Origin of the sequence: Hyphomicrobium denitrificans 1NES1 (assembly GCF_000230975.2) — a bacterium.
Taxonomy (GTDB): Bacteria; Pseudomonadota; Alphaproteobacteria; order Rhizobiales; family Hyphomicrobiaceae; genus Hyphomicrobium_B; species Hyphomicrobium_B denitrificans_A.
The window spans coordinates 1,852,383-1,868,784 of sequence record NC_021172.1; the positions used below are offsets into that span (position 1 = coordinate 1,852,383).

The 16,402-nt window shown below is 59.6% G+C and carries 10 protein-coding genes; 7 read left to right on the top strand and 3 right to left on the bottom strand.

What is annotated here, in order from left to right; translation table 11 throughout:
- The 3 genes from HYPDE_RS08845 to HYPDE_RS08855 form a co-directional block, all read right to left on the bottom strand.
- A complete protein-coding gene (locus HYPDE_RS08845) occupies positions 1-2,457 on the bottom strand; it encodes a tetratricopeptide repeat protein (RefSeq protein ID WP_015598087.1) in 2,457 nt (818 codons plus the stop codon).
- Positions 2,458-2,578: 121 nt separating this feature from the next.
- Positions 2,579-5,743 (bottom strand): efflux RND transporter permease subunit, encoded by a 3,165-nt coding sequence (locus HYPDE_RS08850; protein ID WP_015598088.1) that lies wholly within the window; start codon positions 5,741-5,743, stop codon positions 2,579-2,581.
- Positions 5,744-5,758: 15 nt separating this feature from the next.
- Positions 5,759-6,919 (bottom strand): efflux RND transporter periplasmic adaptor subunit, encoded by a 1,161-nt coding sequence (locus HYPDE_RS08855; protein WP_015598089.1) that lies wholly within the window; start codon positions 6,917-6,919, stop codon positions 5,759-5,761.
- Positions 6,920-7,255: 336 nt separating this feature from the next.
- On the opposite strand from HYPDE_RS08855, the gene HYPDE_RS08860 reads away from it, so the two are divergent.
- The 7 genes from HYPDE_RS08860 to pepN all read left to right on the top strand — a co-directional run bounded on the left by HYPDE_RS08860 (position 7,256) and on the right by pepN (position 16,217).
- On the top strand, positions 7,256-7,825 hold the full coding sequence (locus HYPDE_RS08860; protein ID WP_244437813.1) for a TetR/AcrR family transcriptional regulator: 570 nt from the start codon (positions 7,256-7,258) through the stop codon (positions 7,823-7,825).
- 190 nt (positions 7,826-8,015) lie between these two features.
- Positions 8,016-8,834 carry a quinoprotein dehydrogenase-associated SoxYZ-like carrier gene (locus HYPDE_RS08865; RefSeq protein WP_041321059.1) on the top strand — a complete coding sequence of 273 codons (819 nt, stop codon included), beginning with the start codon at positions 8,016-8,018 and terminating at the stop codon, positions 8,832-8,834.
- Between the two features lie 20 nt (positions 8,835-8,854).
- A complete protein-coding gene (soxC, locus tag HYPDE_RS08870; RefSeq protein WP_015598092.1) occupies positions 8,855-10,153 on the top strand; it encodes a sulfite dehydrogenase in 1,299 nt (432 codons plus the stop codon).
- Positions 10,140-10,682, top strand: a complete 543-nt coding sequence (locus tag HYPDE_RS08875) for a c-type cytochrome (RefSeq protein ID WP_015598093.1) — start codon at positions 10,140-10,142, stop codon at positions 10,680-10,682. The genes soxC and HYPDE_RS08875 overlap by 14 nt, the downstream gene beginning before the upstream one ends.
- 184 nt (positions 10,683-10,866) lie before the next feature.
- The gene (locus tag HYPDE_RS08880) at positions 10,867-12,081 is read left to right on the top strand and encodes a saccharopine dehydrogenase family protein (protein ID WP_015598094.1); all 1,215 of its coding nucleotides are present in this window, start codon (positions 10,867-10,869) and stop codon (positions 12,079-12,081) included.
- Positions 12,082-12,284: 203 nt separating this feature from the next.
- Positions 12,285-13,463 carry a carboxynorspermidine decarboxylase gene (nspC, locus tag HYPDE_RS08885; RefSeq protein ID WP_244437814.1) on the top strand — a complete coding sequence of 393 codons (1,179 nt, stop codon included), beginning with the start codon at positions 12,285-12,287 and terminating at the stop codon, positions 13,461-13,463.
- Between the two features lie 96 nt (positions 13,464-13,559).
- Positions 13,560-16,217: an aminopeptidase N gene (gene pepN, locus HYPDE_RS08890; protein ID WP_015598096.1), complete on the top strand. Its 2,658-nt coding sequence runs from the start codon at positions 13,560-13,562 to the stop codon at positions 16,215-16,217.
- The last annotated feature ends 185 nt before the right edge of the window (positions 16,218-16,402 follow it).

Genomic DNA, 16,402 nt, shown 5'->3' on the forward strand with positions numbered 1-16,402 from the left:
CTAATCCGTAACGGCAAACGAACGCGGCGGTTCGCCAGCACGAGCGATCTCGGCCATTGTCGAGAGAGCGCTTTCGAAATAACGCGTGTAGCGGGTGCTGTCGAACAGCGGAGCAGTCTCACGCTGTCTCGCAAGTTTCGCTCGGAGATCGGCAAGCTTGGTTTTATCCTGCGCCAGGGCGAGCGCGGCCTCCGCATAGTCTGCGAGGCTTCCCGTAACGAGTTCCGGCAAACCGGCCGCCGTCAGCAGACTTGCCGCGACGCGGCCCGAGAACGTTTCCCCCATCGCAGTAAGCACCGGCAAACCCGCCCACAATGCGTCGCTCGCAGTCGTGTGGGCGTTACAGGGAAGCGCGTCGAGAAACAGGTCGGCGAGACGATGCCGTGCCAGATGCTCGGCAATCGGCAGGCGGCTCGCAAAAACGAGCCGGTCCGGATCGACGCCGCGGGCAGCCGCCTCGCGCCGCAGGTTCTCGCGGCAAGCACTGGTCGGAACCAGAAGCCATAGCACGGAGCCAGCAACCCTCCGCAGCAGCGACATCCAGACGTCGAACATCGTCGCGTTCAGCTTGTAGCTATTGTTGAATGAGCAAAAGACGAAGGCATCCTCGGGCAACCCGAAATCGGCGCGCGTCACGGGCGTTTCGGAAATCTTTCGCTTCCGGTCGTTCGGCTGATAGCAATCCGGCAGATGCACGATCCGCTCCGAATAACCCGCCTGATGCTCCATCGGCGCGACGATCGGGTCCGTCAGGATGTAATCGATGCCATCCATGCCCATCGTGCACGGATAGCCGAGATAGTTCACCTGAATAGGCGCCGGCCTGTAGGTGAGAATTTCCGGCCGGCCGTCCCGCGTATAGCCCTTGAGGTCGACGAGAATATCAATGCCGTCTTCGTGGATTGCGTGCGCAGCGCTCCGGTCGGTCATAGTGCCGATCTGCACATAGCGGTCGAACGCAGCAATGATGCGCCGGCGCAAATCCGTGCCGTCGTCGGGGCTGAAGCAATATCCGAACAGCTCAAACCGGCTGCGATCAATGTTCTCCAGGACCTCGACGAGCAGCATCGCAGTCGCATGGTTGAAAAAATCCGCGGACAGGAATCCGACGCGAATGCGCTGGCCCATGCCCAGTCGACCGCGATGGTCTTTGAAGCGCAATGCGTCAGGTGCCGCAAGCGTTGCAGCATGGCGCTGCCCTGCTTCCAATTGATCGGCGCGCGTTGCGGGTGTCGAGATCAGCTGGAAGGGTGCGACGTGCGCTCCCCGCTGCCGGAACTGATCGAGACACTCCTGCTCCTCACGATCCAATCCATCCCAATCGCAGAGAACGCGCCGCAGGTTTGCCAGTTCGAAGCGGTGAACGATCGAGTCCGGCGCGTGCTCGACCGATTTGATGAATGCTGCGCGCGCCTCGTCGTAGCGTTCGCGCTCCTTCAGTGTCACTGCGAGATTGTAGTGCGCGACGGCCAGCGTCGGCTCGAGTTCGATCGCCTTCTCGTACGCCTGGATTGCGCCAGTCGACATCCTCATGCCACGAAGCAAGTTGCCGACGTCGGCATACGCTTCGGCGCGATCGGGGTCGATCGCAAGGCCCGCCTGATAGCTCGCGAGCGCCTCCTCCTTGCGCCCGAGACTCGTGAACGCGAGCGCCATGTTGAGCAACGCGTCAGCCGAGGCCGGATCGGCGAGCGCGGCCCGGCTGTAGACATCGATGGCATCCTCATAGCGCCATTGCGTGCGAAGATAGTCACCGAGATCGTTCAAGCCTTTGGCCAGTTCTGCCGGACTTGCCGCCTGAGTAGCGAGTGCAGCCTCAACGTCGTGCATCGAGCCTGACGTCGCGAGTATGCGCTGCTCGAGCCGCCGCAACTCCGAAAGCGTAGGATCGACTTTCAGCGCCCGGCGGCAATACGCCAGCGCATCCGGAACATTGCCGCTTTGCAGCATCATCTCCGCAAGCCGCGCCAGTACCCTCGGTTGTTCGGGTTGCAGACGCAGCGAGGTCAGATATGCCTCCATCGCTTCCGCGTCGTTCTGGGCGACGCGCAGGAGGTTGCCCAGCACTTCAAAGGCTGCCGAATTCTTGGGTTGCAGCGCCACGCACTGCTTGCAGGCTTCGATCGCTTCTTTCGAGCGCTTGAGGTCGGCAAGAATGATGGCGAGGTTCAACCACGCCTGATGATACCGAGGATCGGAATCGAGACTCTGTCGAATATACTCGACGGCTCGCACACCATCGTTGCATTTGTAAGCGATCAGCCCGAGGTGATGGAGTGTCGGGGGATGGCCCGGCGCCTTCGCCAGGACACGGCGATGCGCCATTTCCGATTTCAGCCACTCGCCAGCCTGCAAGTAGTGCACGGCGTCGCGATAGTCGGCCGCGGCCGCCGGGTCAATCTGATGTGGCGCTGCGCGAGACGTCGCGAGCGCACGCCGTCGCTCTTTGCGGTTCATCGGTCACTCGAATGAATGCCTGATCGGCACAGTCGAGGGCCAGTCATGACTCCGGCAACGTGCGCGGAGCTTGCGGGACAGCCGGAGTACGAATCACCGCGAAAGCATTGCCGCCGTCTTCTTATTCAGCCGGGTGTAATTCCTGTGCTGCCGGCCGGCGCCGGCCAAGCCTCGCGAGCCAACGGCAGATGACGTAAAATACGGGTGTAAAGATCAGACCGAACACGGTCACGCCGATCATACCCGAGAAGACCGCAGTTCCGAGCGCCTGACGAAGCTCGGCACCGGCGCCGACGGCCCACACCAACGGCACGACGCCCAGCACGAAGGCGAGCGACGTCATCAGAATCGGCCGCATTCTCAGACGTGCGGCTTCCGTTGCCGCCGCGAACCGGTCGCGGCCCTGCGCTTCGAGTTGCTCGGCGAATTCGACGATCAGAATGGCGTTCTTTGCGGCAAGGCCGATGAGAACGATGAAGCCGACCTGTGTCAGGATGTTGTTGTCCATGCCGCGCAGAATGACGCCGGAAATCGACGCGATCAGGCTCATGGGAACGATCAGGATGACGGCGAGTGGCAGCGTCAGGCTTTCAAACTGCGCCGCGAGCACCAGGAATACGAATGCGACGCCGAGCGCAAATGCAAACACCGCCGTGTTGCCGGCGCGGATTTGCTGGAAGGCGAGATCCGTCCACTCATAGCTGAATCCCGGCGGCAGAGTCTCGGCCGCAAGCTTCTGCATGATGTCAATCGCCTGCCCTTGCGAATACCCCGGAGCAGCGGAGCCGTCGAGTTCAGCGGCCGGGTAGAGATTATAGCGCGGAACGCGAGACGGACCTGAAACGTCGCTCACCGTCGTGAAGGAGCCAAGCGGCACGGTATCGCCGTTGGCGTTCCTGACCCTGATGTTGAGTGCGTCCTTGCTGGTCAGGCGGAACGCGCTGTCGGCCTGCGCGGTCACGCGGAACGTTCGGCCGATAATATTGAAGTCGTTGACGTAGATCGAACCGAGATAGGCTTGGAGCGCCGCGAACACATCGGGGATATTGACCCCGAGCATCTCGGCCTTGACACGATCGATATCGAGATAGAGTTGCGGCGTCGCCGTCTCGAACAGCGAGAAAACCTGCCTCACGCCCGGAGTTTGCGCAGCTTTGCCCATCATGGCGTTGACGGCATTCTGCAGCACGCTCGGGCTCGCGCCCGAACGGTTCTCGACCATCATCCGGAACCCGCCTGCGCTGCCGAGGCCGCGAACGGGCGGCGGCGCGACGACGAGAACCAATCCATCCTGAATTGCTGAAAACTTGGCGAGCAACGCAGCCTGTATTGCTTTGGCCGACTGCGCCGGATCCTTGCCTCGCTCTTCGAACGGCTTCAGGACGACAAACACGGCACCGGCATTCGACGCATTGACGCGTGTCGCACCGGAGAAGCCCACGAGACTGACGGCGTGCGCGACGCCCGGCACTGTCAATGCGAGATCGACGACGCGCTTATTGACGGCGTCGGTGCGCTCAAGCGATGCGGCTGGTGGTAGCTGCACGATCGTAATCAGATAGCCGCCATCCTGATCAGGAATGAAGCCGATCGGCGTTTTGCGGAACTCGTTCAATCCGAAGGAGATGAGCCCGACATACACGACAAGCATCACAACTGCGAAGCGGACGATCTTGCCGACGAACCAACCGTACCCCACCGAAAGCTTGTCGAAGCCCCAGTTGAACATCCTGAAGAATGCATGGACGGGCCACATGAGCAGACTGGTGCGGTGCGCCTCGGTATGAGGCTTCAGCAGCAGCGCGCAAAGCGCCGGAGAAAGCGTCAACGAGACGATCAGCGAGATGATCGTCGCGCCGGCAATCGTCAGGGCGAACTGCCGATAGAATTGGCCCGAGATGCCGGTGATGAACGCCGACGGAACGAACACGGCCGTCAGCACGAGCGCGATCGCGATCAGCGCCGTTCCGACCTCTTCCATCGTGCGATAAGCCGCTTCGCGCGGGTTTAACCCGTTCGCGATGTTTCGCTCGACGTTCTCGACCACGACGATGGCGTCGTCGACGACGATGCCGATTGCGAGCACCAAGCCGAACAAGGACAGGTTGTTCAGCGAGAAGCCGAACATCGCCATGATGAAGAAGGTGCCGATGAGCGACACGGGAATGGCCACAATCGGAATGATCGCCGCGCGCCACGTCTGCAAGAAGAGAATGACGACGAGGACGACAAGGACGATCGCTTCCAAAATCGTTTGGACGACCGCGTTCACCGACTGCTGAATGTAGTCGGTTGGATCGTAGATGATGTCGTATTGGACGCCCGGTGGGAAATTCTTCGCAATTTCCGCCATCGTGTCCTTGATCTTCTGCGCCGTGTCGATGGCGTTCGAGCCCGGCAACTGGAAGATACCGAGACCAACGGCGGCGGTCTTATCGAGATAGGAATTCACGCCGTAGTCGAGGCCCGCAAGCTCGACACGCGCAATGTCCTTCAGCCTGACGACGGCGCCGCCGCTGCGCTTGACGATAATCTCGCCGAATTGTTTGGGATCGGCGAGGCGACCAAGCGTCTGGATGGTGATTTGAAATGCGCCGGGATTTTTAATCGGCGGTTGATTCAAGGTGCCCGCAGCGACCTGTACGTTCTGGCCCTGCAGCGCCGCAACCACGTCGTTCGCCGTCATCGCCAAGGACTGGAGACGATCGGGATCCAGCCAGATGCGCATCGAGTAGTCGCGGCCGCCAAAGACCGTGATCGAGCCGACGCCCTGAATGCGACTCAGCGTATCGACGACGTTGACGTTGGCGTAGTTGGAAATAAACAGCGTGTCGCGCGAGTTGTCAGGCGACAAAAGATGCACGACCATCATCAGGTCGGGCGACGCCTTGGCGACGGTCACGCCGATGTTTCGGACGTCGGCGGGCAATCGAGGCTGCGCGATCGCAACGCGGTTCTGAACCTGCACCTGCGCGATATCGAGGTTCGTTCCGATGTCGAACGTGATCGAGATCGAGAAACGGCCATCGTTCGTCGAGTTCGACGAGATGAACAGCATGTGCTCGACGCCATTGATCTGCTGTTCGAGCGGCGTCGCGACGGTCGCCGCCACAACCTCGGCGCTTGCGCCAGGGTACTGTCCGGTGACGTTGACAACGGGCGGCGCAATGTCGGGATACTGCGCGATCGGCAGACGCGTGACCGACACCGCGCCCAGGATGATGAACACGATCGAAATAACGGCCGCAAAGATCGGCCGGTCGATGAAGAAATGCGAGATGCGCATCCGCTCTTTGCCTGCTTAGTTGGTTCGGACCGCCTGATCCTTCGCAGTCGCTGCTTCGGCTGTCGCTTGTTGAGGAGCGACCTTGACGCCCGGGCGCACGCGCATCAGGCCGTTGACGATGACGACATCGTCGGGAGCGAGGCCTGCGGTAATGACCCGCAGACCGTCGACGACCGGCCCAAGCGTCACGTACTTCGGCGTTGCGACATCGTCTTTTCCGATGGCAAAAACGAACTTTCGCACCTGTTCCGTGCCGATTGCAGTGTCCGGAACGAGCAGCGCTTCCGCGGGTGGAGACGCCGAGATCCTGATGCGTCCGAACATTCCGGGCGTCAGCTTGCCGTCGGCATTTGCGAACACTGCGCGGCCCCTGATCGTCCCTGACGAGCGGTCGATGACGTTGTCGACGAAATCGATTTTGCCTTCATGCATGAAATCTTTCTCGTCGATAAGCTTCAGCGACACGGGCAGCTTCATGCCACGATCGGTGCTGTCGGCCTGCGCGTCCGACGCCGCCCGCAAATAGCGGAGATAAGACTGCTCATCCATCGTGAACTCGAACCGAATCGGGTCGACGGAGACGATCGTGGCAAGAAGCGTCGTCGTGCCAGTCGAACCACCCGTCACGAGATTGCCCACCGAAACGCGGCGATCGCCGATGCGGCCCGAAATCGGCGCCGTGAGCTCGGTGAAATCCAAATCGAGTTGAGCCTGGCGGGTCGCTGCTTCCTGCGCCGTCACGTTCGCTTCCGCGACGCGCTTCGTTTGAACGCGCTGGTCTAACGTCTGCTGCGTGATCGACGTGCCGCGAACGAGATTTTCACCGCGCTTCAGATCGGCCTCGGCAAACGCGAGATTGGCCTGCGCCTGCGAGACGGCAGCTTTCGATTGCTCAAGCGCAGCCTGGAACGGGCGGCGGTCGATCGTGAACAGCGGATCGCCCGCCTTCACCATCTGGCCGTCGGTGAAATGAATTTTATCGAGGTAGCCGGAGACGCGCGCGCGCACTTCGACGAAATCGACGGCGACGAAGCGGCCGACATATTCGTCGTAGTCCGAGACAAGTTTCTTGACGGGCTTCGCGACTGTCACGACGGGCGCCGGCGGAGCGGCGGCCGTCTGAGCATTCGACTTCTCCTCGCCGCACCCGGAAAGACCGGAGGCGACAAGAAGCATAGACGTTGCGATTAGGGCGGATCGGTTGAACAGCTTCTATCTCCGTCTTTCTGACTTTGCCGTGGTCGCATTATCGCGGAGTTGCCGGATGCGTTCACACGAGTGGCGTTTCCTGCATATCGCCGCACGTATTGAATTCGCAAAGGTGGAGGCGTGTACCCCCGTAAAGAACCAAATGACAGGGAACCACGAGTCGTGGTACCCGTTACCGATCGGTAACGCGTAGGTACCGACCGGTAACATCCTCGTCAAGGGGCCATGAACACATCTCAGGTCAATAGATTGCGCATAGGCGACTCTGCGGAACTCGCAGCGCTGCCGCCACGTGAGCGGATCATGGTTGCCGCCCGCGACCTTTTTTACCGCTATGGCCTCCACCCCGTCGGGGTCGACGCCATCGCCGAGGCGGCCCTTACCAATAAAATGACACTGTACAGGCATTTCAAATCAAAAGACGATTTAATCGTCGCCTATATCAAAAAACTCGCAGACGAAGGCGACGAGGTCTGGGAGCGCATTATTTCCGAAAACTCCGGCGATCCGCAAAAGTGCCTTGATGCCTGGGTGGATTACGTCGAAGACGTCCTGACCAATAAGCTCGAACGTGGCTGTGCCATTGCAAACGCCGCAGTCGAACTCGATCCGGAACATCCTGCTAGAGCCCTGATTGAGGCCTATAAACGCCGCAAGCGGGCCAATCTGGTAAAGCTTTTCAAGGCCGCGCGTTACCGGGATCCGGAGCTTCTGGCAGATGAAGTGTTCCTGCTTTTCGAAGGCGCGAGGATCAATATCCAGTGCGGAAAAAAGGGCCCGGCGTCTCGACTTGTCCGAATGCTGCGCAACTTGCTGGCAGCCGGCCCGCGTCTTTCTGGTTCGAAAGCCCGCCGAAGTCAGGGCGCTGCCTGATTCCGGATTCATAACGCATTGATTTCACAATGGTTTAATGGAGCCACGTAAATTCGGGCTCCGAGAGCCGTCCTGACGGTGCGCCTTGCGTAATAGATGACCTGCTCACCATATTAGTATAGCATTCGGGAAAATTTGGCAGACACCGAGAGACTGCTTGGCGGTCTTTATCCGAGACGAAGAGGACACAATGCGCAGTGCAGCTATCCGGTCGGCAGCAATGGCGATGCTCGGCGTTGCGTTGGCCTTCACGGCACCTTCAAGTTCGCGCGCGGACGATGGCTCGGTCGCGTGGGATGGCATCAAAAGTGCCGCCTTCGGTGCCCGCGACATTCTCGATGGAGCAGGCAAGGTAACACTGGACGCGCCCTATCGCGCGGAAGATGCCTCGACCGTTCCGATCAGCGTCCGTCTGCCGGCGGAGTTTGCCAAGGACGTCAAATCGCTAACCTTGGTCATCGACAAGAATCCTTCTCCGATTGTCGCAACATTCAACTACGGCGACGCGGCAGGAACCGGCGAGCGCGTTCTCGCAACGCGCGTTCGCATAGACCAATATTCCAACGTGCGTGCCATCGCCGAAACTGCCGACGGCAAACTTTATATGGCGTCGCGTTTCGTGAAGGCTTCGGGCGGCTGTTCGGCGCCGGCCTCTAAGGATGCCGAAGAAGCTGCAAAGTCGATGGGTAAGATGAAAATCAGGACGGCCTTCAAGGATCCTGAAGCTGCGGCGGCTCAGGAAGCCGAGGTGATGATCAAGCATCCCAACAATTCCGGACTGCAGATGGATCAGGTGACGGGCCTCTACACGCCGGCGCATTTCGTCGACAAGATTGAAGTCCGCACGGGCGAGAAGCTCGTTTTCACAATGACGGGCGGCATCTCGATCAGCGAAAATCCGCACTTCCGCTTTACGTATCAGGGCAACCCGTCCGACGTGATGAGCGTGCGCGCTGAAGATTCTGAAGGCATGAAGTTTTCGGGCAACTCGACGCCGAGTCAGTCCTAGCTCCTGCTGAGCGCGGCCACATGGCCGGCAAATTCTCAGACTGCGATCTGACGCCAATTGCGGGCGGTGGTCTTTTGGATCGCCGCCTTTTGCTTAAGAGCGGCGTTGTCTTTGTGGCGGCAGCATCGTCGCCCACCTGTTTTGCGCACGCCGGGACGGGCGATCCGCAGCAAGACGCAAATTGGGCCGATCCCCCTTGGCTGCACCAAACGGGCGGGCCGTTCAGCGGTTACGGCACGCCGTCGAAATACGAGAAATACGTCGTGCGCAATATTGGCGGCAATCGCGCTCCCGCCGGTGACGGCGTCTCCTGGACGCCACTCGAATACCTTGAAGGGATCGTCACGCCGAGCGGATTGCACTTCGAACGCCACCACAACGGCGTACCGGATATCGATCCCAAACAGCACCGCCTTGTGATCCACGGCCGCGTACGTCAGGCGCTGATGTTCACAGTCGAAAATCTGCTGCGCTATCCGATGCGCTCGCAGTTTTTGTTTATTGAGTGCGGCGGCAACAGCAATGCCGGCTGGCACGAGGAACCGATCCAGCGTCCCGTCGGGTCGTTCCACGGCCTCGTCTCGTGCTCGGAGTGGACGGGCGTGCCGCTTTCGGTTCTTCTTGATGAAGCCGGCGTCGACCCCAGCGCCTCGTGGGTCATTGCGGAAGGCGCGGATGCAAACCTGTTGAACGTCAGCCTTCCACTTTCGAAGCTGATGGATGATGCAATCGTGGCACTCTATCAGAACGGCGAACGGCTCCGGCCGGAGAACGGCTATCCCGTCCGGCTCGTCGTGCCGGGTTGGGAAGGCATCACGAACGTCAAGTGGCTGAGACGTCTGCACGTCACCGACCAGCCCGCCATGACGCGCAACGAAACAGCAAAGTACACGGAGCTGCTTCCGTCCGGCAAAGCGCGGATGTTCACGTTCGTGATGGACGCGAAATCGCTGATTACGTCGCCATCGCCGGGGCAGACGTTGAAGGGCCCCAACATTTATGAGATCCACGGCCTCGCGTGGAGCGGGCGCGGGAAGATTGCCAAGGTGGACGTCTCAGCCGATGGCGGCAAATCCTGGGCGGAAGCTCTTCTCGATGGGCCGGTGATGACACGCTGCTTCACGCGCTTCCGCATGCCCTGGAAATGGAACGGAGAGCCCGCCGTTCTCAAGAGCCGGGCAACCGACGAAACCGGTTACGTGCAGCCGGAGCGGGACGTTCTCATCAAAGAGCGGGGCCGCAACGGATATTTTCACTACAATGCCATCGCAAGTTGGGCGGTCGACGAGGATGGCGAGGTCCGGCATGTCTATTCTTAAGCCGACGAGCGCGCTCGTGCTGCTTATGTGCGTGGCGCTAGCGGGCCACGCTGCTGCACAAAACAATCCGCAAACGCCGCATCTTGGAACGCCGATGTCGAAGACCGAGGTCGCCAAATGGGATCTCACGGTTTTTCCGGACGGGCGCGGACTGCCTCCCGGACACGGCACCGCGAAAGACGGCCGCGCCATCTACTTGCAGAAATGCGCAAGCTGCCATGGCGACGAAGGCCAGGGTGCAACTGCGGAAGACCTCGTCAGCGGTCCGCACCCGCCGACGGCCGACAACCCGAGCAAGGCAATCGGGTCTTACTGGCCTTACGCGACGACGATCTTCGATTTCATCCGGCGCACCATGCCGCCCGCGGCACCGGGCTCCCTCTCGTCCGACGAGATTTATGCGCTGACGGCCTATCTTCTCGCCGCCAACAAGATCATCGCCGAAAGCGATGAAATAAATGCTCTCTCTTTACCGAAGATAAAGATGCCGAATCGGGATGGTTTCATCCCCATAGATGCCAAGAAGTGAACGGCGAAAGGCGCTTGCACTGTCATAATTCGCTTGTTGTCCGGCTCCGTCGCGGCTCGATCGGCTAACGTATTTGAATTAGTGTTGAAATACCCCGCTGCGTGCCCTATCTCCCCGCCCCAGCGCAATTATTGCGCTGCTCAATTGCCGGCTTGGCCGGCTGTTCAAACTTGGGAGCGGGCGAGTGAACAACGTACTCATCATCGGGGCTGGCGCGGCGGGTTCGGTCGTCGCGAAAAAATGCGCGATGAACCGCGACGTTTTCAAGAAAATCCATCTCGCCTCGCGCCGCATCGAAAGCTGCAAGAAAGTCCAGGCCGAGTGCGTGACGCCGATCGAGATTTCGCAAGTGGATGCGGACAATGTCGCCGAGATGGTCGCGCTCCTGAATAAGGTCAAGCCCGACCTCGTCATTAATATGGCGCTTCCCTACCAGGATCTGCCGATCATGGATGCCTGCCTGGAAGCGGGCGTTCATTACATGGACACGGCCAATTACGAACCGCGGGACGAAGCCAAATTCACTTATAAATACCAGTGGCCCTACCACGACAAGTTCAAGGCCAAGGGTCTTATGGCCGTGCTCGGTTGCGGGTTCGATCCGGGCGTCACGAATATCTTCTGCGCCTACGCGCAGGAGAAGCTCTATGATGAGATTCACACCATCGATATCGTCGACTGCAACGCCGGCAGCCACGGCAAGGCCTTCGCGACGAACTTCAACCCCGAGATCAATCTCCGCGAGGTGACGCAACGCGGCAAGTATTGGAAAGATGGCGAGTGGATCGAGATCGATCCGCTGTCGATCTCGACAATGATCGACTATCCGGAGGTCGGACCGGTGAAGTCGTACCTCATCTATCATGAGGAAGAAGAAAGCCTCGTCCAGAACATCAAGGGTCTGGAGCAGATCCGCTTCTGGATGACCTTCTCCGACAACTACATCAAGCACCTCGAAGTGCTGGAAAACGTCGGCATGACGCGCATCGATCCGGTCATGTATAAAGGCAACCCCGTTATTCCGATGGAGTTCCTGAAATCGCTGCTGCCGGAACCCTCGTCGCTTGCCGAGAACTACACCGGCAAGACGTCGATCGGCGTCGTGCTCAAAGGCGAGAAGAAGGGCAAGAAAAAGCGCTACATGATCTGGAACGTCTGCGACCACGCCGAGACGAATAAGGAACTCGGCGCGCAGGCGGTTTCATATACCACCGGCGTCCCGCCCGTCGTCGGTGCCATCATGATGTTCCGCGGCGAATGGAAAGGCACAGGCGTCTTCAATGTCGAGCAGCTGCCGGCCGTTCCGTTCCTCGAAGAGCTTGGCAAACAGGGCTTGCCGTGGCACGTGAAGGAGATCGAGAAGCAGGATCAGAAGAAGCTGTTTTCCGTCGATACCTGATGAGCGAAGCCGAAATTCTTAGCGTACGCAACGACGTGGCGGGGCTTGTTGCCCGAGCCTCTATGAGGCCTCGACAGCGCTCGGCGCGCTGGCATTCGGTGCCATCTATCTTGCGCTCGCGTATCTGACGTTCGTCTACAAATGGCCCGGTGCGACCGCTGGACCCGTTCGCGTTACAAACTAGCGCGCAGAACTGGAATTTGGTGACACGATTGGCAGACCCCTCAGAGCTTCAGTTGCAGTCCTTCGATTGGGCGCGCACAATTGCGACGCCCGCGTACGTGCTCGACATGGCAGCACTCAAGCGCAATCTGGCGCGTGCTGCCGAGATCAAGCGCGAAACCGGCTGCAAGATCTTGCTCGCGACGAAGGCATTCGCGCTGCCGGCTGCTTTTCCGGCGATGCGCGACGTGCTCGACGGCACGACGGCCAGCGGCGAGTACGAAGCGCGGCTCGGTTACGAGGAATTCGGAAAGGAAGTTCACGTCTATTCGCCGGCTTACGCGCCTGGGGAAGTCGAGCGTCTGACAAAACTGGCGCAGCACATTTATTTCAATTCGCCTGAGCAGATCGAAAAGAACCTTTCGGTGCTGAAGGCGCATCCGAATCTCAAGATCGGCATCCGGATCAACCCCGGATATTCGAACGCGACGCTCGGCGGCGCGCTCTACGATCCCTGTGCACCCTATTCCCGTTTCGGTGCAACGCGCGAGATGCTCGACCGCGTGCCGTGGGGACATGTCGATATTCTTCACACGCATGCGCTCTGCGAATCCGGAGATGCCGGATCGATCGGCCTGATCGAGCACGTTGCTCGGGAGTTTCCGGACTTCATCCGCCGCGTCAAAACAGTGAACTTCGGCGGCGGACATTTCATCAATAAGCCGGGATACGACATCCACAAGCTGATCGCGGCGATCAAGGCATTTCGGCGCGTGTTCAACGTCGAGGTTATTCTCGAACCGGGCGCGGGCCTCGTGGTCGACACCGGATACCTCGTCGCGACCGTTCTCGATCTCCATCACAACGAGAAGGACATCGCCATCCTCGATGCCTCGGCATCGACGCACATGCCGGACGTGCTGGAGGTGCCCTACACGCCTTCGATCGTCGGCGCCGGCGCACCCGGCGAGAAGCGACACACGTACATTCTCGGCGGCAAGACGTGCATGACCGGCGACATCATCGGCGAATACTCGTTCGACCGGCCGCTCAAGGCCGGCGATCGCGTCGTTTTCACGGACATGATGCAATACTCCTTCGTCAAGAATAACACGTTCAACGGTGTGCCGTTGCCTGATCTTGCCGTATTGAACGAGGATTATACCTTCGCCGTGCTTCGCTCGTTCGGATACGAGGAATTCCGGCGGCGCCTCGGCTAGGTGGCCGGGATAGTCATTCGTTCGCCGATTGGATAAGTTCGATCCGATCGTCCGGCGAAACCGGGCCCCCCAAAAGTTGCTGGCGTCAGGACGCCCATGAAATCAGAACATCCTAAACCAGTTCTGCTCGCCGATTATCGGCCCCCCGAATACCTGATCGATACGGTGGATCTCGACATTGCGCTCGATCCGATAAAGACGCGCGTCGTCTCAAAGCTATCGATCCGGCGCAATCCACAGTCGAAGATCACCGGCAAAACGCCGCTGAAGCTCGATGGCGAACTGTTGGAACTCGAAAGCATTTCGCTCAACGGCAAAAAACTCAGACGGCCCGCTTATACGGTCAGCGAGACCGGCTTGACGATCCCAGCCCCGCCGAAGGAACCGTTCACGCTTGAAGTGACGACGTTCGTCAATCCCGAAGCGAATACGGCGCTACAAGGAATTTATCTTTCGCGCGGCGTTTACTGCTCGCAATGCGAGGCACAAGGCTTCCGCCGCATTACCTATTTCTTGGACAGGCCAGACGTTCTTGCACGTTATACCGTGCGTCTCGAAGCCGATATCGCGATGGCTCCCGTTCTGCTTGCCAACGGCAATCCGATCGCGCGGGGCACGCTGGCGGGCCGTAAACGCCACTATGCTGTCTGGCACGATCCGCACCCGAAGCCGTCTTACCTTTTCGCGATCGTCGGTGGCGATCTGGCGTTGCTTGCTTCGATGTTCACAACTCGATCCGGCCGCAAGGTCGATCTTGGGATCTACGTCGAACATGGCAAGGAAGCCCGCGCGCATTGGGCGATGGATTCGCTCAAGCGGGCGATGCGGTGGGACGAAACGCGCTTCGGCCGGGAATATGATCTCGACGTCTTCAACATCGTTGCCGTGTCCGACTTCAACATGGGCGCGATGGAGAACAAGGGACTGAACATCTTCAACGACCGCCTGATCCTTGCGTCCCCAGAAACGGCGACGGACGCAAATTACGAGTCGATCGAAAGCGTCGTCGCGCACGAATATTTCCACAATTGGACGGGCAATCGCATCACCTGTCGCGATTGGTTTCAGCTCTGCCTCAAGGAGGGCCTGACCGTCTATCGCGATCAGGAATTTTCAGCTGAAAGCCGAAGCCGCACCGTGCAGCGCATTACCGACGTTCGCCAATTGCGAGCCCTGCAATTTCCCGAAGACCAGGGCCCGCTTGCGCATCCGGTACGGCCGGAGAGCTACATCGAGATCAACAATTTCTATACACCGACCGTCTACGAAAAGGGCGCCGAGGTCGTCCGCATGATCGAGACGATCCTAGGCCGCGAGAAATTCCGTGCCGGAATGGATCTCTATTTCGATCGTCACGACGGGCAGGCTGTGACCATCGAGGACTTCGTCGCCTGCTTTGCCGATGCGAGCGGCGTCGACTTCACGGAATTCATGCGCTGGTACACGCAAAGTGGCACGCCGGAACTGGTCTGCGATCTGACGTTCGACCGGCGCAGGAAGGCGGCCGAGCTGACCGTGCATCAGACGCTGAAGCCGTCTCCCGGCAAGGCGAAGAAGCAGCCGCAGTTCGTCCCCCTTGCCATGGCGCTCCTCGGCGAGAACGGCAAAGAAATGGATATCGCCGTCGAAGAGGGTAAAGAGATCCGTCCAGGCGTTCTGGCCGTCACCCACCATACCACCAAATTCCGTTTCGGAAACGTCACGTCGCGGCCGATACCCTCGCTGCTCAGGAACTTTTCAGCTCCGGTCAACGTCACGATTGCGCTGTCGGATGACGATCTCGCATTCATGATGCATCACGATAGCGATCTCTTCAATCGCTGGCAGGCAAGTAACAAGTACGCCTCGCGCAGCATCCTGGCGCACCTCGATGCCAAAAGGCCGAAAACGCTGATCGCGTCGAAAGCTTCGAAGTTCGCTGCGGCACTCGAACACGCACTCCACGATTCTACACTCGACGACGCCTACAAGGCCGAGCTTCTGAAGCTTCCCGCCGTGGCTGACGTGGCGCGCGAGAAAGCGGTTCGCGTCGATCATGCGGCAATCTTCGAAGCGCATCGCGCGTTCAGTTGCGCGGTCGCCGAAAAGCTTGCCGATACCCTCGACGAGGTTTACGCGCACACGTCGAATGGAGTCAAATTTTCTCCCAACGCCAAAAGCGCCGGCCGCCGGGCACTCAGGAACGCAGCACTGACTCTCATGACGATGCGCGGGACAGGGGACGACTACGCCCGACTCGAAGCCCACTATCGGCAAGCCTCAAACATGACGGACGCGGCGCATGCTCTCGTCCTCATCGCCGGAGTCGATTCTCCGGCACGCGACGACGTCCTTCAAGATTTCTTCGAGCGGTGGAAGGACGATCATCTGGTGATCGACATGTGGTTTGCAGCGCAGGCACAGTCGCCGCGCACCGAAACGCTCGACGAGGTGAAGGCGCTCTGCGCTCATCCGCTCTTCAAGATCACGACCCCAAACAAGGTCAGGGCCTTGATCGGGGCTTTCGCGATGGCTAATCCGCTGCAATTCAACAGGGCCGATGGCGCAGGATATGATTTCCTGGCCGAAAAGGTTCTGGAGATCGACGCCCTCAATCCGCAGGTTGCGGCACGCATGCTCGGCGCTTTTCGAAGCTATCGCTCGCTTGAACCGAAGCGTAAAGGCCGCGCCAAGTCGGCCCTGAAACGAGCTGCAATGGCTACACGGCTATCCCGCGACTGCCGTGAAATCGTTTCTCGCATGCTCGAGGATTAAAGATCCCGCCGGGTCGCAGAGCCGCCGTTTTGCTCAATGCCACTTTTTTGAGATTTGATTCCAAGTCGATTTTTTCTCCCTCGACAGGTGAGTCGCAAATCGGTGATTGTCGAATCAATGGCATGAGGAGCCGATTCGGCCCCGGCCAGGATTGGGGCACTTACACAATTCGGCAGGGGAATTGA

Excerpts from the sequence above, each read along its gene's own strand:
- HYPDE_RS08845 (WP_015598087.1), bottom strand. The coding sequence starts at position 2,457 with ATGAACCGCAAAGAGCGACGGCGTGCGCTCGCGACGTCTCGCGCAGCG.
- HYPDE_RS08850 (WP_015598088.1), bottom strand. The coding sequence starts at position 5,743 with ATGCGCATCTCGCATTTCTTCATCGACCGGCCGATCTTTGCGGCCGTT.
- HYPDE_RS08855 (WP_015598089.1), bottom strand. The coding sequence starts at position 6,919 with ATGCTTCTTGTCGCCTCCGGTCTTTCCGGGTGCGGCGAGGAGAAGTCG.
- HYPDE_RS08860 (WP_244437813.1), top strand. The coding sequence starts at position 7,256 with ATGGTTGCCGCCCGCGACCTTTTTTACCGCTATGGCCTCCACCCCGTC.
- HYPDE_RS08865 (WP_041321059.1), top strand. The coding sequence starts at position 8,016 with ATGCGCAGTGCAGCTATCCGGTCGGCAGCAATGGCGATGCTCGGCGTT.
- soxC (WP_015598092.1), top strand. The coding sequence starts at position 8,855 with ATGGCCGGCAAATTCTCAGACTGCGATCTGACGCCAATTGCGGGCGGT.
- HYPDE_RS08875 (WP_015598093.1), top strand. The coding sequence starts at position 10,140 with ATGTCTATTCTTAAGCCGACGAGCGCGCTCGTGCTGCTTATGTGCGTG.
- pepN (WP_015598096.1), top strand. The coding sequence starts at position 13,560 with ATGAAATCAGAACATCCTAAACCAGTTCTGCTCGCCGATTATCGGCCC.